Source organism: Cysteiniphilum sp. QT6929, from assembly GCF_030035755.1.
GTDB classification, from domain to species: Bacteria; Pseudomonadota; Gammaproteobacteria; order Francisellales; family Francisellaceae; genus Caedibacter; species Caedibacter litoralis.
This window is the reverse complement of record NZ_CP103983.1, coordinates 496,753-519,676: the sequence shown is the minus strand read 5'-3', so window position 1 is coordinate 519,676 and position 22,924 is coordinate 496,753. Positions and strand designations below refer to the sequence as shown.

The following is a 22,924-nucleotide window of genomic DNA, read 5'->3' as shown; positions in this document are numbered from 1 at the left end:
CGCTCGTGAATCATTTTGCGGGCGGTATATACCCGCATTATTAACTGAAGTTACGGCCTTTTTCCATTTCAACACCCCACCTCGCAAGCTCGGCACCCCTCTTGTAAAGAGGGGAATCATCAACCTTTGCCTAATTCCCTTCTTTGCAAGAGGGGTGGCAGCGGTAGGCTGACGGGGTGTTTATAAAATCATCGTTTTTTCTAAAGTGCGTAACTCCAGTTATTAAAATCAAAGCAATCTAAGGATAAACCAAGTTGCCAATCACGGCATAATGATCAGATAAATCTGGCATGTCACCTAGGCGCTTGTTTTTAAGGGCAACGATTTCAACGCTTGATTGTGTGTCACTTGGGCAGATGGCGCCATCGATACAAAGAATGTGATCAAGTGTTGTTCTTTCATCACTAACTGCCATGCTATTGGTTAATTTGTCATAGCTAAAGGGTAATGTGTTTTGAGCAAAAGGCGCGCTTGATTTTAAATGCAGCATATTAAGCAGTGTTTGATAGACGATATTGCCCGTAGTGGGTTCTGTGGTACTCGAATAGCCGCTATCTGCGTTAAAGTCGCCCATTAAAATGACTTTGTCATTGCTTGAAAAATGTTGATTTGAAATCGCTTCTTGCAAAGCACCCATTTGTCTTTTCCAAACATTAAATTCATTATCATCGATAGTGCCGCTAAAGCTTTGTGCATGTAGTGAAATGAAGTTATATACTTGGTGATCTTTTTCAATGGCAACAAATACTGCCCCTTTATTGGAAATGCCTTCAAGCCCATAAGAGCGTGAGAAAACAACATATTGAGGCTGACCAACAATCGGGTATTTACTATAAATAACAACGCCACCATTAAGCAGATTTAGATGCTCTAAACTTGGCTGACCCACGACATTTGTCCGATATTTATAGCCAAAAGCCTTCATGCGTTTATCCAAGATATAAAAAGAAATCGGCGCAATTGCTTCTTGCAGTGCGACAACATCGATATTATGTTTGGCAATCTCTTTAGGGATATAATAAGCGCGCTGATAAGGTTTATTTAAATTCGTGGTTAATGGGGTAGGGATGTTGGGTAATAAGTTCACATTATACGTCATCACTTTGATCTCAGTAGCAAATAGATAGGATGTGATTACTAACATCAAAGCACTGATGATTAACTTCCATCGTTTCATTGTCTTCTCCTTTAATTTCCTTTTAAGTTGGGGTAAGCATGTCGTCTCATATGCTCAAGGACAGTGTAGAAGAAAATGATGTGAAGTACATTAAAGCAGGGTGAAAATAGTATTTTTCCATTAGAGTTTCAGGTTTTTACTTTTTCTGCTGTTTTTATTGTTTTTAACGCTTTTACTTACTTTTGCTCGTTATTGACGTTAAAATACAGCCCCATTGCAAGTGATGAAATTAACGAAATTGATTTATGTTGGATACTGCGGATTTATTATTTGAATTAGGCACGGAAGAGCTGCCACCGAAAGCCTTAAAAAATATGGCACAAAAACTATTAGAAAATGTTAGTAAAGCATTAGATGAGTTAGAGATTGGCTATCAAACCAAGCAATTTTATGCCTCGCCAAGACGTCTGTCTTTTGTGATTGAACAATTACAAACAACGCAAAAAGATAAATTAATCGATAAAGAAGGTCCTTTTATCGATAAAGCATATGATACGGATGGTAATCCAACTAAAGCCGCTTTAGGCTTTGCAAAGTCTTGTGGTGTGGGCTTTGATGAGCTTACCACCATTGAGCATAGCAAAGGCGCGCGCCTTTTTTATCAAGTGGCACAAAAGGGGCAGCAAACCAAAGAGGTTATTGCTGAGATTATTGATGGCGCTTTGAAGAAATTACCGATTCTCAAAATGATGCGCTGGGGCGATGAGGAATATCAATTTGTGCGTCCTGTGCATTGGGCAATATTGCTTTTTGCTGATGAGCTGGTTGATGCTTCCTTTTATGGTTGTAAAACCTCGCATATCAGCTATGGTCATCGTTTTCACGCACCAGAGGCAATACATATTAATAATGCCAGTGAATACGTGGATAAATTAGAAGCGGCACATGTGCTCGTCGATTGGCAAGTGCGTAAAGATAAAGTAGTCACATCTGCCAAAGCATTAGCAGAGAAACATCAAGCCAATGCAGTGCTAAATGATGATTTAGTTGAAGAGGTTACAGCCATTGTCGAGTATCCGCATGCCTTATTATGTGATTTTGATCAGCGCTTTTTGCGCGTGCCACAAGAAGCATTAATATCAGCCATGGAAGAACATCAAAAGTGCTTTGCCTTGGTTGATGATAACAATAAGATGATCAATCATTTTATTACCATGAGTAATATCGCGAGCTCCAACCCACAAACGGTGATTAAAGGTAACAATAAGGTAATGGCAGCTCGTTTATCAGATGCCGCGTTTTTCTATGATACCGATGTTAAAAAGCCGTTAGAAACGTATGTTGATAAGCTAAAAGTTGTCACATTCCAAAAAGAGTTAGGCTCTGTATTTGATCGCACAACGCGTATCGCGTTATTGGCGCAAGCGATTGCTAAGGTCATTGGTGCTGATAAGATGCTTGCGCATCGCGCGGGTTACTTAAGTAAGGCAGATCTCATGACCGATATGGTTTATGAGTTTACTGATCTACAAGGCATTATCGGTAAATATTATGCCAAAGCACATGGCGAAGATGATGCAGTATGTCAGGCAATTGAAGAGCAATATTGGCCAAAATACGCAGGCGATAAGCTACCTCAAAGTAAAATAGCACAAGCGTTAGCCATCGCTGAGAAAATTGATACTTTAGTTGGTATATTTGGCATTGGACAAAAGCCAACAGGGGATAAGGATCCATTTGCTTTAAGGCGTGCAGCGATTGGTGTGCTACGTATATTAAAAGAGCATCACTTAGCGATCTCATTATCAAGCTTGATTGAGTTATCGATCAACACCTTCCAAGCGGGTCAATTAAGCGCACAAGCAGATTTAAAAGATAGTTTGAAGCAATTCTTTATTGATCGCTTGAAAGTGATCTATAAAGAAGAGGGTGTAGCTGGAGAAATCTTTGAAGCGGTCAAGGCTGTTGATCATGCTGATGTTGCTGATTTTGATGCGCGTATTAAGGCTCTGATTGCCTTTAAATCGCATGCAGCATGCGAGCGCTTGGCACAAAGCAATAAACGTGTTGCCAATATTCTGGCAAAAAATGCCATAAATGATGTGAATGAGGTGTTGAGTATTGATCAAGACTTACTACAGGAAGTCGTAGAGATTAATCTGTTTGAAGCGTTGCACTCAGTTGAAAGCAAATTATTTACGTTAATCAGTGACAAAAAATACCAAGAGGCGTTGTTGATTTTGTCAACACTGGATGAACCAATTGCTGAGTTTTTTGAACATGTTATGGTTATTGCTGAGGATGAAAAGATTAAAAACAACCGTTTGGCAATCTTACAAAAAATAGCGTACCTATTTCGTCAAGTAGCTGATTTATCTGTTTTGTAACAAGAAATAGCAGGGCGTATGCTATACGCCCCTACATGTTAATGGTGTGCTTTATTTTTGACTGCAATTTATCGATAAACGCGCTAATAAATGCAATTCTTTCTTGGGCTTGGGGCAAGGATTTTTTAATCATAAGCTTTTGATCTTGACTTAACTGGAAATCTTGCGGTTGCATTTGTACTAAAGTGATTAGATGAATAGGATCAAACTCAAGTGGTGTGTTAAAACCTATCTTGCCCCCTGATGAGTGCATTTCGATTTTATGAATACCAAGGTGTGTTGCACTTAATTTCAAATGGGTTATATCAAATAGATACTGCGCATGCTCGGGCAATAAACCAAAGCGATCAATCACTTCAACCTTGATTCTATCTAATTCATCGTGTGTTTCTGCACTGGAGATGCGTTTGTAAAGCCCAAGACGCGTATGCACATCGTAGATATATTCTTCAGGGAAAAGTGTAGGGATCCTAAGCTCAATCTGGGCATCCAGCTGGAAGGATTGATTGATCTTGGTTGCATCAAATGTTTCGCCTTTTTGTAGTGCTGAGATGGTTTTTTGCAGTAAATCCATGTACAGATTAAAGCCAATGCCTTGCATATTACCACTTTGCTCTTTACCAAGCATTTCACCGGCACCTCGGATCTCAAGATCATGGTTAGCCAGCATATAACCACCACCTAATGACTCGGTTTCTAAGATCGCCTCAAGGCGCTTCTTAGCGTCTTTTGCTAATGATGCCTCAGGTGGTGTCAGTAAATAAGCATAAGCTTGGTGATGTGAGCGTCCAACGCGACCCCGCAGCTGATGCAACTGTGCTAAGCCAAAATTATCTGCGCGTTCAATCACAATGGTATTGGCATTAGCAATATCAATACCGGTTTCAATAATCGTGGTGCATAGCAGAATTTGATAGCGATTCTGTTGAAATTCAAACATGATTTTCTCAAGTTCACGCTCGCGCATTTGCCCATGCGCTACTGCAATGTTGATATCAGGAAAAAGCTTTTGCAATTCCTCAGCCTTATGATAAATCGTGCTAACACTGTTATGAAGATAGTAGGCTTGCCCACCTCTTAACGCCTCACGCATCACGGCTTCTTTGACTATGCCACTGTTATATTGTCTAACAAATGTCTTAACCGATAGGCGTTTAGCAGGTGCTGTGGCAATCACTGATAAGTCGCGGATATTAGAAAATGCCATATTTAAGGTGCGCGGAATAGGGGTTGCCGTCATCGTTAGAATATCGATATTAGCGCGCATTGCTTTCATTTTTTCTTTGTGGGTGACGCCAAAGCGATGTTCTTCATCGATAATTAACAACCCCAGATTATGGAACTTAATTTTCTCAGATAATAATTTATGCGTACCGATCACAATATCGATATTACCATCGTTGATTTGTTTGATCGCATCATTTTGCTCTTTGGTTGTTTTAAAGCGTGACAGTACTTCAACAGTTGCACCCATTTCACTAAATCGATCACTAAAGTTATCAAAATGCTGTTGTGCTAATAAGGTAGTAGGTGCTAAAACTGCCACTTGTTTATTGTTACTTGCCGCAATAAAGGCGGCACGCATCGCCACTTCTGTTTTGCCAAAACCAACATCGCCACACACTAGGCGATCCATTGGTTTATCTGAAATCATATCTTTGATGACATCATTAATTGCAATGGCTTGATCAGGTGTCTCCTCAAAGGGAAACCCTTCACAAAATGCCAGATAGTCTTTTTCATGGAAGATATTGCCATAGCCTTGTTTGAGCGCACGCTCTGCATAAATTGCCAAAAGATCAGCGGCAACATCATTGATCTTTTTAGCCGCTTTTTCTTTTTCTTTTTGCCAAGTATCGGTGCCAAGCTTACTAATAGGTGCATTTTCAAGCTCGGTACCACTATAGCGACTAACTAGGTGTAGTGCATAGATTGGTACATATAGCTTTTCATCATTTTTAAATTTAAGCGTTAGAAACTCAGTGTCTTGTGCGCCAAAATCAAGTTTAGTTAAGCCATCAAAGCGCGCAACACCATGTTCAATATGCACCACGGGGCTGCCTAGACTTAATTCCGATAAGTCTTTAAGGGCGACAGTCGGTATGCTTTGATCTTTTTGTTTAATGCGTGTGCGTAGATTAATCGCACTATGATTTGCAAAGAGATCAAACTCGGTAACAATGAGTGTTTTATTTGTCTTATTGTGGGTAATAATGCCTTGGGTGAAGGGCGCGACAGTAATTGAGCGTGCTGATCCCGATTCAAGCGCATCACTGAAGTTGACATAAGTATCAAGCTTTAAGCCCAACTTACTTAAGTTTTCATACATAAGTGCTTTTCTGCCTGGGCTTTCAGCACAAAAAATAACTTTGTTAAAGCTTGTATTTGTTAATAAATCCAGAAGCTTTTGATAGGGCTCTTTATATTGATAATGTACATGAATATCAGGTAGCGCCTCAACTTCAAGGTTATTTGCCTTGGTTTTATCTTGAGATAACCATTTAATATGTGTGAAGTCTTTGATTAAGCCATTAAATGCAGCAGGGGACAAGAAAACCTGCTCAGGTTGTAAAATAGGGCGCTCGCGATCATGCGCTAACTGGTCATGCCTTGTCAAAATATCAGTGTGATATTTCTCTAATGACAATTGGCAGTTATAAATGCTATGAATGATCGTATCTTGTGGTAAATAGTCAAAGAGCGTGTTAATACGTTCAAAGAATAGCGGCAGATAAAACTCGATACCACTGATTATCTGCCCTTTCATGATACTTTGATAAATTTGATTTTGGGTATCCGCGTGCGGTATCAGTTCATACCAGTTTAGTGCAAATTGATCGAGTGTTTTTTTATCAAGGACAAACTCTTGTGTTGGCAATATGTTGACTTCATCAATTGGCGAGTGAGAGCGTTGTGTTTCCACATCAATACAACGAATACTGTCAACCTCATCATCAAATAGGTCAATACGATAGGCGTCATCCGATCCCATCGGAAAAATATCCAAGATACTGCCACGCACACTAAACTCACCTCGGCTGTTCACTTGGGTGACATTTTGATAGCCTGTTGTTTCTAGTTGACGTTTTTTTAGCGTTAGATCAAGCTTGTCTCCTTTTTTAATCATAAAGGCATTAGCATGCAAAAAGGACTTTGGTGGTAGATATTTAGTCAGCGTATTAACACTGGCAATGATAATGCTATTGGGGTTATTTTGAATCTGATTTAAGGTATTTAAACGCGATGAGATGACATCTTCGCTGGCGGAGAAGTAATCAAAAGGCAAAATCTCAAGATCAGCAAAGTGCAATATGGTTTTTTGTGGCAGTAGAAAACACAGCTCATCATATAGTTGTAGTGCGACTTGTGCACTTTCACACACTAATAAATGAGGCTTTTGATCATTTGCCAAGATGTATTCATTTAAGGCAAGCGATAGTGCCGTAGGAATGGCGTTGGCATAAATATTGCGTGTCGCTTTTGGCAGAATCTGCATGATAAATTTAAATCTAGAATATTGCGTGGCGTTATTTTAGCGAACTGGCTTAGCATATACCAGACAATACCAGAAAAGATGGCAATTATTGCGCGGTATAGCCACCATCAATGGCAATATTGCTACCTAATAAAAAGCTGCCTGCTTGATCAATCAGATAATAGATTAAACTCGCTACTTCCTCAGGCTGTCCTAAGCGCTTTGCCGGTTGTAGCAATTGTTCTTCTTTGTGAATGGCGTTGATATCCGCGCCTGATTTTTGACAATAGTTTCGTATTGCTTGCCAATAAAGTGGTGTTTCAATCGTGCCAGGACAAACACAATTGGCAGTAATATGATCTTTAGCATAATCAAGGGCGATGTTTTTGGTCAGCTGAGCGATAGCAGCTTTTGTTAAGCCATAAACCGCTGAGTTATTTTTAGCAACAAAAGACTGATCTGAGCCGATAGTAATAATGCGTCCACCATCCACGTTTTGTTTCATCAATGAAATGGTTTCTTTAAGCACAAAAAAGCATGAGGTAAGGTTGGTGTTTAATACGCGAAAATAATCTTTCTCTGAGGTGTTTTCAATGCTAGCAGAGAAGTGAATCCCGGCATTAGAAATAAGCGCATCAATGCGTGGATATTGTTCTTTAATGTGCTTAAAAGACTCACTGATTGCCGCAACTTGACTTAAATCAGTTTGAATATAATCAATACCTTTATGTTCGCAGGGGGCGATATCAAGATTAATCACCTGATAGTCATTGGCGCGAAAGAGCTCACAGCACGCCTTGCCAATGCCTTGGCTGCCTCCGGTAATAATAATGGTTTTTTTTGAGGTCATAACGAAACTTGATTGCTTTATTTATGGCTGTTAACTGTAAAGAAAAAGTGACTGAAAGCAAGAAAAACAAGAAAAATGCTGCTATTTTTTCTTATTTTTTATGGTCTGTGGTACACTCCAGAAACCTTTTAACTTAGTATATTGAAGTCCTATCAATTATGATCAGTGATGTCGAATTTCAATCACGCGTTGCTCAAGCTTGGCCAAAAGCTAAAAGTTTACAAGTAACAGATGAACAAGAAAAAATATTTTATCGTGAGAAAATAAAACGATTATTAAAAGAAAAAAATGCCTGTTTAATTGCCCACTACTATGTCGATGCGGATATTCAAGCATTGGCTGAGGAAACCGGTGGTATGCTAGGCGACTCCCTCGCTATGGCACGCTTTGGCAAGGATCACCCAGCGGAAACACTAGTCGTTGCCGGTGTGCGCTTTATGGGCGAGAGTGCAAAAATTTTATCTCCGCATAAAAAAGTCATTATGCCAACATTAGAAGCTGAGTGCTCCCTTGATGTGAGCTGTCAAGAGGAGGAATTTAAAGCGTTTATTGCTGAGCATTCTGATCGCACGGTTGTCGTTTATGTCAATACCTCAGCGCGTATTAAGGCTTTGGCTGATTGGACGGTTACCTCATCCAATGCCTTACAAATTTGTGAGTATTTGAGTGATCAAGGTCAAAAGATTCTATGGGCGCCAGATAAGTATTTAGGACGTTGGATTGAGAAGCAAACGGGTGCGGATATGGTGCATTATAATGGCGCCTGCATTGTGCATGAGGAATTTAAAGCGCGTGCGCTTCTTGATTTAAAGACACAATATCCAGAAGCTGCTGTGTTAGTGCATCCAGAATCTCCTCAAGAGATTGTGGCACTGGCTGATGCCGTTGGTTCCACCTCACAATTATTGGAAGCATCAAAAAAATTGCCAAATCCTATTTTTATCGTAGCGACTGAAGCGGGTATTTTCTATAAGATGAAGCAAGCTTCACCACATAAGGTGTTTATTGAAGCGCCAACCATGGGTAATAGTGCGAGATGCAAATCCTGTGCGCATTGTCCGTGGATGGGGATGAATACCTTAAAAAATCTCGCTGAAGTTTTAGAGAAAGGTGATAATGAAATTATCGTGCCAGATGATGTGCGTGAGCGTGCAATGGTGCCATTAACGCGAATGGTGGAGTTTAACAATAAATGAGTCATACACACTTACAAACCGAACAAATTACCGAAGTCCCTAAGGTGCTTGTGACAACAATGGTAACACAAGCACTGGCTGAGGATATTGATCAAGGCGATATTAATGCTTTATTGATCAATGAACATGAACAAGCCCGTGCACGCGTGATCACACGTGAGCCGATGGTGATGTGTGGCTATGATTGGGTGGATGAAGTCTTCAGACAGGTTGATCCTAATTTAAAAATCCATTGGTATCATCATGATGGTGATGAGGTTTTTGCTAATAAAACACTTTTTGAAGTTGAGGGTTTAGCACGCAGTATCTTGTCTGCTGAACGCAATGCGCTTAATTTTTTACAGATGCTCTCAGCCGTTGCCACAAAAACGCGCGAATATGTCAAAGCGATTAAAGGCACTGAGTGTACAATCCTTGATACACGCAAAACGATTCCAGGATTCCGCTTGGCACAAAAATATGCCGTTACTTGTGGTGGTGGGATGAATCATCGCATTGGCTTATTTGATGCTTTTTTAATTAAAGAAAATCATATTGCAGCTTGTGACCACTCCATTACTAGGGCGATTGAAAAAGCGCGGGAAATCGCGCCACAGAAAATGGTTGAAGTAGAAGTTGAAAACTTTGATGAGCTTAATGAAGCGCTAAAAGCGCATGCCGATGTGATTATGCTTGATAATTTTTCATTGAGAGATATGCAAAAGGCCGTTAGTATCGCTAAGGGTAAAGCACAACTTGAAGCCTCAGGTAATATGTCACTTGATAGTATTTATGCGGTTGCACAAACCGGTGTTGATTTTATCTCGATTGGTGCATTGACTAAAAACATTCAAGCGATTGATTTGTCAATGCGGTTTATATGATGTTGGCAGTTTAGCCTTGTAATTTCCAATTAATTGTTGTGATTTGATCGCCATCCTGAGAGTTGGTTGTTGGCTTAGCATGGAATAAAACATAAGGGATGCACTGAGAATCATACCGCTCCCGTTCCACGGGTGCGGTATGACTCCTCAATATATTAATGTTGCGATTTAATTAAGCAGTATGCTTTGCTGCTTGGTGCTAATTTAACCAATTCTTGATTTGATTACAAATGACTAAAAATGACTCTCTTGCTAAAAGTTAAAGGACAGTATCTTTCTAATCATATGATAGTTGATATGTGTCTGTAACAAGCTCATTAGTAAAAACCCTAGGTATGATCAAATATTTAGCCCGATATAATCTGTTTGCAGAAACTATTTGATTAAAAAAACAGATACGATGGGGTAGTCTTTAACATGTTTTGTTTTAACTATGTGCGATATTTATGTTTTGCAGCATATCTTTTACTTATTGTTGGGTGTGGCGTAAAAGGTGACGGGACGGATGAAATTAGAGTATCCATGAGTACGAATGTTAGTCTGCCACACTATATCAAGGAGCATAGTAAAGCCGTAGTCGTCTTGAAACTCTCCAATGATGATGGCGATCCCTTAATTATCGGCAGTCATTCGGATACGAGTCATGACGTTAAAATCACAGATATTTTTATTAACAATAAAGAAGTGAGTTTAGCTACAGATTTAGCAAGTGCAGAAACTTGCTTTAATGATCTGGGTGTTTTTAAGCATTTTACACATGAGTGCACAATCCCTCTTTATGTTACGGCAAGCCAGTTAGGTGCGCTTAATTTTGATGTCAGTGTGAGTACGACAACAAACCAAATATTTGATAAGCATTTTTCGACAACGGTTAAGCCGCAAGGTAATGCGCTGTTGGATGAACCAATACTGAATTTTTTATCTGCACATAATAATGATATTTTTCTAAGTCATGACACACAGAGCGTGACACTATTTAATCCAAGTGTTATCCCTTTAAACAACGTTACTTTGTCTTATAATGATAAAATTGTCTCAAGGCAGCAGGTCATCCCCGCACTAGCTACTGCAGATATTTCGCTTAATACAGATTATTTAAGCTCATCATTAAGCCAAGGTGTGTTTACGATTAGCGCTTCAAATATGCGTGATGATATTCAGCTGAAAACTTATAACAGTCAGGCATTTTCGCTTAATAATGTTTATATTAGCCAGCCGAGTCAACGCTATGAAATGACGATCATACCTAAACATGACTTAAAAGTAAGTGCTGTGAATATCATGTTGCCAAAGGGTGTGAGGATTGATGGCTATAACCCTTTATTTGTTGGCGGCATCTTGCAAGCAAATCAACGTTATAGTCTATGGCTTGTTGCTGATACCAATAGCTTTGGTTCAGGCTTTATCAGTGTAACAGGACAGTTTGATCAGCAAACTGAAGTATATACGGGTAAAATTATGGTGGCGCCAATAAAATTACAAACGGACGTACCAATATTCACAGGCAATAGTAAATCATACTATTTCACAATATATAATGATTCGCCATTTGCTTGGCAGGGGTTTTCTCAAGTCAATTTTGATGATAATGAGTTTGTGAAAGATCAGCGCTTTTCCTATCTTCCCCAGCCACAGGATTGCTTACATTTGACATCACTTAAACCAAACGAAGCCTGTAAGCTATATTATAGCTACGTACCACCGCAAAAAGAGCAACAAGATAGCGAGCCCTATTATCTAAAAATTAATGCGCTTGATAGCAACTTACAAGCTGATACCGAGATTCCTGTTTATGTTAAACCCATTGGGCAAAAGTTTTGGCGCTTTTATCATAAAATAAATGATACTGATTATTTGTACACGCTTTACAATGGCAGCGACACACCTGTTAGCACCGAGATACTGAGTAAGGGTGTTGGCGTTAGTAGTCAGCTAAAAAGGCATGCTTGTGAGTTTGTAAATCAAAAAGTTACTTTAGCAAGTCATGGGGTCTGCCAGTTTAAGGTAGAAGCCGGCAGTGAACCGGCAACATTAGATATCAAAAACAACTTATTTAACACCAGAGATTATATTTTCCCTATATATGGTGTTTTGGCAAATATGGGTAGTCAAATTCATATATTGCTATCACAAGATTCACAAGACAGTCAAACGATAGATGTTGCTAAGTTAGATCCTAAGATCAAATCAATACATAGTGCCATAGCAGATGAGCATGGAGATATTTATTTTGCAAGTGACGATGTAAGTAATACGCTATTTAAGTATAGTAATGAGCAATTATTTCCATTAACACTCTCTCAAACCTACCCGCAATTTCTGCAACACTTACTTTATATTGATAGTATGCAGGTAATACTTGTTACAAGTTATAATCCTGTGACTAAGCTAAATAGTGTTTATCAGGTTGCCAGTGACTTCAGTAGCGTTACCAAAGTTGCGAGTTTTACAGGCTCTATTCAATCATTGATTTTAGTTGGTAAAGAGCAAGCGCTACTTGCGATTAACACATCAAGTAACAGTGGGGTGCGATATATTACTATAGCGCAGGATGCAAGCAAAACGCATATAGCGCCACTGATACATTTATTTGATAGTCCGCGCTATATTATGGCGCTATCAAGTCAGAATGGACTGATTAATATTCTTGTGAATTTGATGGGGCAGTTGACATGGTATCAATTATCAGACAAAGGTGAGCTGATATCGCGCTCAATTGAAGTCTCGAATATTCTGCCATATGGATTATTAAGTGCAATTACTGGTATTGGTGATGCGTTTTATATCAGTAATTTACGTTCTCAATCTGGTAAATATTTACTTTATTTTACGGCAGGTAGTAATGTCAAAGAGGTTTATCAAAGTGCAAGTAATTATCAGCATATGACCCTAGCAAACCAAGGCGTTTATTATAGCGCTAAAAACCATGGTGGAACCTATGATGTTAGTCAATTATCGCCAGCTCAAGAAGAAAAGGCTAAGAGCAACAAAGTGATGATGTCTTTGAGCAATAATCCTGCGTTTATGCAGTCAGTGAAGAAAAGTGTCATCTCAACACAGGATTATGCAGTCTATTTACCGCCAAAAATCACATTGCAAGAAGGGCAGAATTATTCACTGACACCGGTTATTTTCCCAGAGGATAAAAACTTAGGTTATCAGTGGGATTCTGCAAAAGAGGTACATGTTGTAGATAGTACGCAAAAAACAGTACAGATAATAGCTCCGGCATACCGTAAAGATCATAACATCTATGACTTTAAATTAGTTGTTGCCGATAGCAAAGGCAATAAACAAACGGTTTTCTCCTCACTTGAGGTATTGGTCGATAGCAAAAAGAAAGCAACAGCAAATGCTGGTTTAGCTCAGTCAGTAGAGGAAGGTAAAACACACCAAATACTTGCTAGCGCCGTTGCTGGAGAAGGTAGATCTATTAGCTCATATCATTGGCGTGGCAATGGTGCAAGTTATTTAAGTGATCCCAATGTATTACAACCCATTTTTACAGCACCTTCTTATAAAGGGGGCTTGCAAGATAAGTATGAACTAACATTGAGTGTGACGGATAATTCAGGCATTGTTAGTGAGCCTAGTAGTGTTATTTATACGGTAACGCCAGATGCGCTATTAGAACCAAGTGTTGAGATTGTAGCGGATACACAGGTAACAGAAGGGCAGAAGATAACATTAGAAGCAAAAGCAACCGCAAAAGGTCAGCGCAGTATCCCTGAGGGTAACTACCATTGGCTAGTACCTGAAGGTTGGGAAATTGTAGGTGATCGCAATCATAAACAATTAACAGTAAAAGTGCCTAAATATACAACAGCAGGTATTAAAGGAAGCTTTAAAGTTTCGGTGATTGATAGCGTAGGCGCCAAGAGTGCTCAAGCAGACCATAGTATTGAAATCATGGCAGATGAAGGTTTACAACCAAAGGTGAGTTTAGGTAGTGATCACACGGTGATTGAAGGGCAAAGCATTACTATTAATGCAGTTGCCCAAGCAGGTGATGGTCGATCAATCAGTAAATATCAGTTCTCTGGTTCAGCAGTAGCACATTTGAAAGGACAAGATCAAGAAAGAGTCTTTACAGCTCCGAGTTTTTTAGGTGGTGAGGATAAGTATCAATTGCAAGTGATTGCAATTGATAATACTGGAATTCAAAGTAAGCCTGCATCTATTAATATCATTGTAACGTCTGATAGCAGTAAAGATCCTATTGTAAGCAGTATTAGTGATAATAAGGACAGTGAGGTAGTTGAAGGTGATGAGATTACTTTAATAGCGCATGCCCAAGCTGGTAATGGTAGAAGTATTCCTGCCAATGCCTATCATTGGCTAATAAAAAATAAGGCATGGAAAATAGATGGGGCAAGTGATGAACGTGAGCTTCATTTGCAAGCCCCTGCTTATAAGGGGTCATCTGAAGATGAGCTTGAGATGAGTGTATTTGTCACCGATAACACACAGCAATCAAGTGCGACAGTTCATCACACTATTATTGTTATGCCTGATTCAAAACTGAAACCTGAAATTATTATGGTTAATCCTCTAAGAAAAGTAACAGAAGGTGAGCGGATTAATGTTGATAACATTATGGTACAAGCAAAAGGGCAGCGTCAAATTACCAGCTATAAATGGATAGCTAGTGGTGGTATTCAGTTAAACGGCTCAGACACCTTAAATCCCAGTTTTACAGCGCCAGCTTACCAATTAAACGGTAATGAATATCAGTTGGAGCTGACAGTGACTGACTCAACAGGGCAGATATCAACAAAAATACTTAACTATATTGTAGAAGCTAATAGCACTCTAAAGCCTACGGTAACGATCCAAGGCAGTACAGAAGTGACTGAGAGCCGAGAGATCACCTTAAGTGCTAATGCACAAGCCAAAGGTGGGCGTAATATCCCAGAGAGTAACTATCGATGGCAGATCCCTAAGGACTGGGTAATTGAGGGGAGTGAAGTAGCAAAAAACATTACCTTAAGGGCACCGGCATATAGTGGACTAGGTCAGGAAAGTGAGATTGCGTTAAAGGTTATTGATAGCTCAGGGATAAGTAGTGATCAAACAATATTAACGATATCTGTTAATCCTGATGACGAACTTAGACCAATGGCAAATGCGGGCGGTAATCAAACAATAGAAGAAGGTCGTTCTTATAATATATCAGGTTCAGCAAATCCCAAAGGTAGCCGATATATTAAATCCTACACATGGAGTGGTGATGGTGCACAGCATTTAATATCAGGGAAAGATACCGCGACTCCCGTATTTAAAGCTCCAGCATATAGGGGTAGGGCAGATAGCTATCATTTGTCTTTGGTTGTTACTGATAATACAGGCGTTAACAGTGCGGTTAGTACGGTGACTTATACGATACAAGCCAATAGCAGTTTAAAGCCGATGGTAACGATTGAAGGTGATACACAAGTTACAGAAAGTCGAGAGATCACCTTAAATGCTAATGCACAAGCCAAAGGTGGGCGCAATATTCCGGAGAATAGCTATCATTGGCTGGTTCCTAAGGGCTGGGTGATTAAGGGGGGTGGTACGGCAAAACACATTACCTTAAAAGCACCGGCGTATAGCGGACTGGGTCAAGAAGGTGAGGTTGCATTAACCGTTATTGATAATACAGGGGTAAGTAGTGATCAAACAACCTTGAGCATATCCGTTGATCCTGATGATGCACTTAAGCCAACGGCCAATGCAGGAGGTAACCAAATAATAGAGGAAGGTCAATCTCGCCAAGTATCAGGTTCAGGCAGTCCAAAAGGTGGTCGATATATTAAATCTTACACATGGAGTGGTGATGGTGCACAGCATTTAACATCAGGGAGAGAAACAGCGGCACCCGTATTTACAGCGCCTGAATATAAGGGTGTCTCAGATAGCTACAATTTATCATTGGTTGTTACCGATAATACAGGGGTTAAAAGCATTGCTAATACAGTGAAGTATACAATACAAGCCAATAGCAGTTTAAAGCCGACGGTCACAATCCAAGGAAATAAACAGGTTATAGAGAACCAAGAGATCACCTTAAATGCTAATGCACAAGCAAAGGGTGGGCGCAATATTCCAGAGAATAATTATCGTTGGCTAATCCCTAAGGGCTGGGCGTTTATAGGAGATCAACACGCAAAGCATATTACCTTAAAAGCACCGGCATATAGTGGATCAGGTCAACAAGGAGAGATCGGGTTAACAGTTATCGACAGCGCAGGGGTAAGTAGTGATCAAACAACCTTGAGCATATCCGTTAATCCTGATGATACACTTAAGCCAACGGTGGTATTAGGCGGAAACCATAGTGTTATTGAAGGAGAGAAAATAAATATTAACGCAATAGTCAATGCGGGTGTTGGACGAAATATTGAAGACTATCAGTGGTCTGGAACTGCTATGGCACATACAACAGGAGACAATACGCATAAACAGTTTACTGCACCGATGTTTAATCAAGGTGGTACAAATAGCTATGCGCTTAAATTAACCGTTACCGATAATGCCGGAGTGCAAACTGAGCAATCGATAATAATTAATGTGCTTGAAAATGTGCAATTACAAATAGCAGCAACAAAACCATTACCTGAAAATATTATGATTAATCAATCTTACACAGTACAGTTTCTCTTAATAAATCAAGGCAATCGAATTGCCAAAGGCTTAGGGAATATTGTTTTCTCTGATGGCTTGCAGCAAAGTAGTAGTACTTGCTCTCAAGACTTAGGCATCAGTAACTCGTGTGAGATTACTGCTGTATTTAAAACAGCGACTAAAGGTGCGTATACGCCTACGATAAAAGTAGTGTATACAAATAAGGCACAGATGATGGCAAGTGCTGTAAGTACTGTGGCTACTGAAGTTGAAGCTTTACATTGGGACTTTGCAAAAGAAGGTGACAGGCGTTTTTCCGGTGTTACTTTGGGCTATAAAGATAAGTTTATCAATGATAATGCACAATTACTTGCCTATGTAAATGTAGCTGATCTGCAAGCAACTACAAATACGTTGGTATCTGGTTTACCAAGTAAGTTGACCGATAAAGAAGCCACTGGTAATCCTGATCACACGGCTTTTAGCGCAGAGCTTAAAAATGCGCAAGGCAAAGTTGTCAGCTTTAATTTTAAAGGTTATAGAAGTCTTATCGATGGCAGTCGTTGGTTCCCATTAAATAGGGTAATTGATCAAATGTTAGATAAAAACCAAATGGTCTTTCAGTTGGTGAAAACAGCCGCTTATGATCAAGCACACGCGGGTCGCTATACAGGGCATGTATTAATGAGTGTCAAAGCTCCTGATTTGGGTTATCAGTTGACATATGATGTGGCTTTAACCGTCATAATATATAAAGCCCCAAGCATTACAATGCCAGATAATGGTAATATCACTGAGCAAACTAATAAAGCGTTAAGCGCTACGGTTCAGGGCGATACAAGTGCGCCAGATCAAACACTTAGCTATCATTGGCAGGCATCAGATCCTCATATCGTAATCAATAATGCGAATCAATTAAACACAAGCTTTGATGTGCCAGCTTACCATGCTAATGGTAACAATCAATATACATTCACTTTAACGGTGACAAATGCTTATGGTAAATCATCAACTGGGCAAGTGACGTATCAAGTAACGCCTAATGATGATTTTTTACCGACAGTTAATATCAGTGGTGAGAGTGCTATTGTAGAATCCCAAGAGTTTACCTTAAATGCTGGCGCACAAGCTAAAGGTGGGCGAAGTATAGGCAATTATACCTGGCATATTCCATCATCTTGGCAAATCATTAGTGGTGCCAATCAAGCACAAGTTACCATTAAAGCACCTCAATATAAATCAGCAGGGCAAACTACTAATATCTCTGTAGAGGTGACAGATAGTGAAGGCTTTAAAGCAAATGCACAGCATTCAATCGCAATTAAACCAGATCCCGCACTAGCGCCAAGTGTTACTTTAGGCACAGATCAGGAGATTCTTGAAGGTCAAAGCATACGCTTAAATGCGCAAGCAACCGCTGGAAAAGGCCGTAGTATCCCGAGTAATAATTATTATTGGAGTGCGAGCTGTGGTAATTGTTTAAGTGCGGGCAATGTCTATAATCCAATGTTTACTGCGCCTGATTATAATCTGAATAGTAACCAATACAATATACAAGTCTCAGTTGTAGATGATAGTGGTCAAAGTAGCAGTACAGCTTTTGTTAAATATAGCATTAAAGCAGACCCACAGCTGAGCCCAAGTGTGAAAATTATTGGGCATGAAGCAACAGTAATCGGTTCTGAATTAATACTTGAGGCACAAGGAGGCGCAAAAGGGAAGAGACAACTGGCAGCACAACCTTATCTATGGACAATTCCAAATAATTGGAAGTTGATTTCAGGCAGTGAAACTAGCGCAAAAATTGTATTACAAGCACCAAGTGTTGTAAGTAATAACATTATTAGTGTGCAAGTGAAGGATAGTTTAGATTTTAGCTCGAGTGCCACTCAAGAGATTGCTTCCGTGGCTGAGCCTAAGCTAGGCACAAGTATGGAAACTTTTTCAGATGGTAAATTTAATTTGGATACTCGGATTTTATTTTATTTTTCTAACTGGTATATCGAAACGTACGGTGTGAAATTTACTAATGATAGGGGGACAATAGATGATTTTCAAAATATCCCAATATCACAGGCGCAACAAGGTGTACTAACTTGGGTGGAGGGTGATAGGGAAATTAAATATAGTTACTACTATGGCGGAGGTGCCAGAGATGATTTGTATCATGATTTAAAAACAGTTGCACCATATTTTTGGAATTGGAACTCCACGCCGTTTGATTATCATTTAACGTTTAAGTTAAAAAACAAAAAATATCCGAGCCTTGTTATAACTAGGCGCTTTGATTATTCTGTTTCACGTTAGTAAGTGATATGTCTGATAAATGGTATATAAAACTAATGCGGCTACCTTAAGAAGTGGTTTGTGAATATAAGCTTTGCAAAAAGCAGACATCAACCATCCTTGGCAAACTGGATTGCCGCGCATCCATGCTCGCAATGACGCCCCTGACTTGTCATCCTGAGCCAGGATGGCGTAAGGATCCAATGCGAAGCGGCCATGGATGGTTATCAATCCTCCTAAAGGTAGTGCCATTAGTATATAAAACAAGATGACTACAACAAAAAAATAGCAATAGCTGCAATTGCTATAACAGATATGGCGCAGACACCACCAATAGTCCAAATTACTTTCATCTCAGGTTTTGTCATTTTTTGATTAAGGTCGCTACTTGATCTTAATATACTCCATGCATAATAGTGCATTACACTTTTCTCCTTATTTATTATTTTCCAATTTATAAATGCAACATACTTATTTGTAGCTACATTTGCTGTCCAAATACACAAATAGTTTGTGATTGGGTTATGCGGTGATAAGATAATCAAAAACCGATAAATGGTTAACAGGGAAAAACCCCTAAGATATAGCTATATGTGATTTCATAACGATTGAGTACTTTTACTAGTTATTTAAAATTTTTTAAGTGATTAGAATTTTATTAAACCAATGATGGGTTGAAAATAAAAAAGGATAAAAGGAAACAATGATGAAAAAATCTATCTTAATATTCAGTTTATTATGTAGCGGTTTGTCATATGCGGAATATCATATTGAATTTATTAATAATACAAATAGGGCAGTAAAAGCGCAGTCCTCTTTCAATGCCGGTGCATCATCACAAGCAATTTCTACCAGTGCATACAAGGGATATGATAATGATATTTCACCTTATGGCTATGCACCTTTATTTGATATTAACTATAACGAAGGGATTAAAAATGGTCAGACATATTGTTTTGTCAGTACATTAACGGATCTAAGTCATCAAAAAGCATTTAATCATATTGATTTTAATCTATGTGTTAGAGGGGACTGGGTGGGCTCTAGTGTTATGTCTTCTGATAGTGAAGTGCACACTGATGATGGGCGTAGCAAAATAACACTTTTTGATCATAAACCAACACCAGGAAGCTTTCCTTATAATACTCAGCTTATTAGCAAAAAAGAGATATTTACACATGATGGGCAAGCTTTTAATCTATATGTAGGCATTGTACATCACGGTGCTAGTGTGCAAAGTACCGATGATATTTTCTTTGTGCTTGATGCGCCACAGCAGTCATTGGCATCTGAAGTTAATGAAGAAGCTAATGTATTAAACATTTTAACCTATAATGTGCAGTTAAACCCTTTTTACTTTGCCGTAGGGAATACGCGTATGAATATGGCCAGTGAAAGGGCAATGATTATCCCGAATAAAATTCAGCATTATGATGTTGTTGTTGCTGAGGAGTTATTTGACAAATCACATCGTGAGCACTTTATTGCCGGAATGAGCAAATCCTACCCTTACCATTATGGTCCAGTATACCCCAGTGAGGTTGATCCAAGGTTAACCAGTGGTGTGGTTATATTTAGCCGTTGGCCAATTGTGCAAAACGATGCACTGATCTATAGTGATTGTACTGGCTCAGATTGTGGTGCTCACAAGGCGATTCAGTGGGTTAAAATCAATAAAAAAGGCAAGCTTTACAATATCTTTGGCACGCATACTCAAGCATGGAATGATGAAAAGGCGATAGCAGCACGAGATCGACAGTTTCAACAAATATATGGCTTTATTCAAAGTAGAAATATTCCAAATACTGAGCCAGTATTATTGATGGGAGATCTAAATATAAATTGGTGGGAAAAAGATAAAGTGCAGTATAACCGCAATATCATGCCGCATGTATTGCAAGCAGCGCATTGGATTAACCAAACACTAGTACCTTACTCATCTGACTTCACTAAGAATAAGATGAATACCGATGACTCACGCGAAATGTTGGATTATATTTTAGCAATCAAGGATTACGAGCAGCCAATAACGCAAACCTCACAAATTTTGGTGTTAAGAGCACCAGATGAGAATGCGATGTATGATGGTGGGCTTAAAGTGCCGTATGCACCTTATGGGATGCTTGATTTATCGGATCATTTTGCATTAGAAAGCCAGCTTATTTATTAATGATTTTATAATTTTCTAAATATCAGACTAATAGCTGAAGTTATGCACTTTGTTTACGAGGCGGGGTGTTGAAATGGCAAAAGTTCGTAAGTCCAATAATAGAAGTAATTTCTCAGAATTTCTCAGGAGAGAGCAATAGGGGTAATAGTAAATAAGATATCGTTATAAAAGGAGAATGGAAATGATAAGGAATATGACATTAATTGCATTAGCAATGATCTCAGGTGTAAGTATTAGCAATGCGACTGAACTTATTAAACAATATCAAACGATCCGTCATCATATAGAGGGTGATCAAACGAATATCATGCAGTCCAAATCACTTGTAGGCAGCCCACTGGCGGTGATTGACTATGCTGAGCTTGGTGTTGGTGTCATGCCGCTAGATAATGCATTAGCGGCGGTTAATTGTATCGAGTTACCCAAAGATGATGAGGTTTCTTTTGGTGTTTCTGAAGGGAGTCTGAGCTTGAAATTTATAAAAGAAGAACAAGAGCTTGCTCAGGAGCTTAATATCAACTCAACAATTAAAGGTAATTACGGATTACTATCGGGTAGTTTGCAGGCCTCCTATCTGAGTTCACAGCAAAATAAAAGTAACGCATTAAGGCTTACTTTTTTATCAAAAACCTATCGCAAAGTGCGTTTAAATTCACGTGTGAAACTCAATCAAGATGGTCAGATGTATCGCCAGACACCACAGCTATTTGCAAAGCGTTGTGGTAGTAGCATTGTCGTTGGGCAGTCATTAGGTTCATATTTGTTAGCGTCAATCAATATCGATATGGAATCTTCTGTTGCTATGAGTGAGTTTAAATCGCAACTTAATATCAGCTATGCCACCTTTGTTGATGCATTGATGAGTGTTAAAGCAGCATCAAAAAATCTTGGTCTTAAGACGAGCATTAGCATTACGATTAAGCAAGTTGGCGGCAATCCATCATCAATTAATTCGATTCTAAATAAAGCGGGCGTTAAAGACGGATTTTTATATTGTAATGCCGATAACATGGATAAGTGTATTGGGGTTGCCAATGCGATTATGGAGTATATTGCTGATGATAAAACAACCACGGGTTATTCGTATCAGTTACAGCAAATTGACAAAGCAAAAACGTATTCACAGTTAAAATCAGCTGGTGCAGTTAATATCGGGTTACCTTCAGAGATTGACAGTAGTAGTATTGTTGAGGATGCCAAAGCACCAGAGTATTTTGATGAGAAGTCAAAAAAGCTCTTTGATTTATACAATGCGCAGGCAAGCATTTATTCGGCAGCACAAAGTTTATCAAGTCTCACAGAGGATGGTAGTGATTTGCGTCGCATATTGACCCATTTTAAAGAAACTGCCAAAAGTAATATGACCACCATTGAGCACAATTTAAACCAATGTATGGGTGAATCAGGTTTTGATCATTGTAATGCAGATGTGAAGCTTGCCACATATGATAAGTCCTCCCTTAGTGCGCTAGAGCTATTTAAGCATGTCGGTGTGTTAAAAAATAACTTCAAACAATATGCGCTTTATCCATGGACATCATTACTACCAAGTAATCAAAGCTGGATTGTGGCCGTGAAAAATTCTGTTGATCAAGCCGATGCAAGTGCTCAAAAACGAGTGTTATTATCCGGGGATTTTGGTACACAGAGTAATTATATTTATCAAGGGATCGCACCTGTTGCTAAGCTTGGCAAACGTTATGATAACCAAGATTTCTATGCGCAGAATGCAGATGAATTTAATTTCAATGGTCATTATTACTATTTAACCTTTGATCAGTTATCACAAGATGGTTTGCAATTTGAGGCGACAAGTTTGGGTATCAATGGTCTTCCAACAAAGAGTGCCACGGTTTATTTATGGGATCCTTACAATACTTATGGCTATGGAGGACTGCTATCATTTAATTATCACTACATCAAAAACAATAGTGATTATCAGGATATTATCGAGCATATCGTCAGTTAAGGACT

10 protein-coding genes are annotated in these 22,924 nt (G+C 39.1%); 6 read left to right on the top strand and 4 right to left on the bottom strand.

Going from position 1 to position 22,924, the window contains the following annotated elements:
- Nucleotides 1–238: 238 nt before the first annotated feature.
- Entirely contained in the window at nt 239–1,177 is a 939-nt protein-coding gene (locus tag NYP54_RS02200; protein ID WP_283156974.1) for a sphingomyelin phosphodiesterase, read from the bottom strand.
- Nucleotides 1,178–1,422: 245 nt separating this feature from the next.
- Between NYP54_RS02200 and glyS the strand changes: the two genes are divergently transcribed.
- On the top strand, nt 1,423–3,504 hold the full coding sequence (gene glyS / locus NYP54_RS02195; protein ID WP_283156973.1) for a glycine--tRNA ligase subunit beta: 2,082 nt from the start codon (nt 1,423–1,425) through the stop codon (nt 3,502–3,504).
- Nucleotides 3,505–3,535: 31 nt separating this feature from the next.
- Here glyS and mfd read toward each other — a convergent pair whose 3' ends face one another.
- Together mfd and NYP54_RS02185 are read right to left on the bottom strand one after the other, a co-directional pair.
- Nucleotides 3,536–7,000, bottom strand: a complete 3,465-nt coding sequence (mfd, locus tag NYP54_RS02190) for a transcription-repair coupling factor (protein WP_283156972.1) — start codon at nt 6,998–7,000, stop codon at nt 3,536–3,538.
- Nucleotides 7,001–7,085: 85 nt separating this feature from the next.
- Nucleotides 7,086–7,829 (bottom strand): SDR family oxidoreductase, encoded by a 744-nt coding sequence (locus NYP54_RS02185; protein WP_283156971.1) that lies wholly within the window; start codon nt 7,827–7,829, stop codon nt 7,086–7,088.
- A gap of 158 nt (nt 7,830–7,987) precedes the next feature.
- Between NYP54_RS02185 and nadA the strand changes: the two genes are divergently transcribed.
- The 3 genes from nadA to NYP54_RS02170 all read left to right on the top strand — a co-directional run bounded on the left by nadA (nt 7,988) and on the right by NYP54_RS02170 (nt 18,801).
- Nucleotides 7,988–9,025: a quinolinate synthase NadA gene (gene nadA, locus NYP54_RS02180; protein ID WP_283156970.1), complete on the top strand. Its 1,038-nt coding sequence runs from the start codon at nt 7,988–7,990 to the stop codon at nt 9,023–9,025.
- Entirely contained in the window at nt 9,022–9,888 is an 867-nt protein-coding gene (gene nadC / locus NYP54_RS02175) for a carboxylating nicotinate-nucleotide diphosphorylase (RefSeq protein ID WP_283156969.1), read from the top strand. Before nadA ends, nadC begins: the two co-directional genes overlap by 4 nt.
- 522 nt (nt 9,889–10,410) lie before the next feature.
- Nucleotides 10,411–18,801, top strand: coding sequence for a hypothetical protein (locus NYP54_RS02170; protein ID WP_283156968.1), 8,391 nt, complete (start codon nt 10,411–10,413; stop codon nt 18,799–18,801).
- A 251-nt stretch (nt 18,802–19,052) separates the two neighbouring features.
- Here the strand turns inward: NYP54_RS02170 and NYP54_RS02165 are convergent, their stop codons facing one another.
- Complete coding sequence (locus tag NYP54_RS02165; protein WP_283156967.1) at nt 19,053–19,202, bottom strand: hypothetical protein; 150 nt, start codon at nt 19,200–19,202, stop codon at nt 19,053–19,055.
- A gap of 284 nt (nt 19,203–19,486) precedes the next feature.
- Between NYP54_RS02165 and NYP54_RS02160 the strand changes: the two genes are divergently transcribed.
- Nucleotides 19,487–20,950 carry a sphingomyelin phosphodiesterase gene (locus tag NYP54_RS02160; RefSeq protein ID WP_283156966.1) on the top strand — a complete coding sequence of 488 codons (1,464 nt, stop codon included), beginning with the start codon at nt 19,487–19,489 and terminating at the stop codon, nt 20,948–20,950.
- A 181-nt stretch (nt 20,951–21,131) separates the two neighbouring features.
- The gene (locus NYP54_RS02155) at nt 21,132–22,919 is read left to right on the top strand and encodes a hypothetical protein (RefSeq protein WP_283156965.1); all 1,788 of its coding nucleotides are present in this window, start codon (nt 21,132–21,134) and stop codon (nt 22,917–22,919) included.
- Nucleotides 22,920–22,924 lie beyond the last annotated feature (5 nt).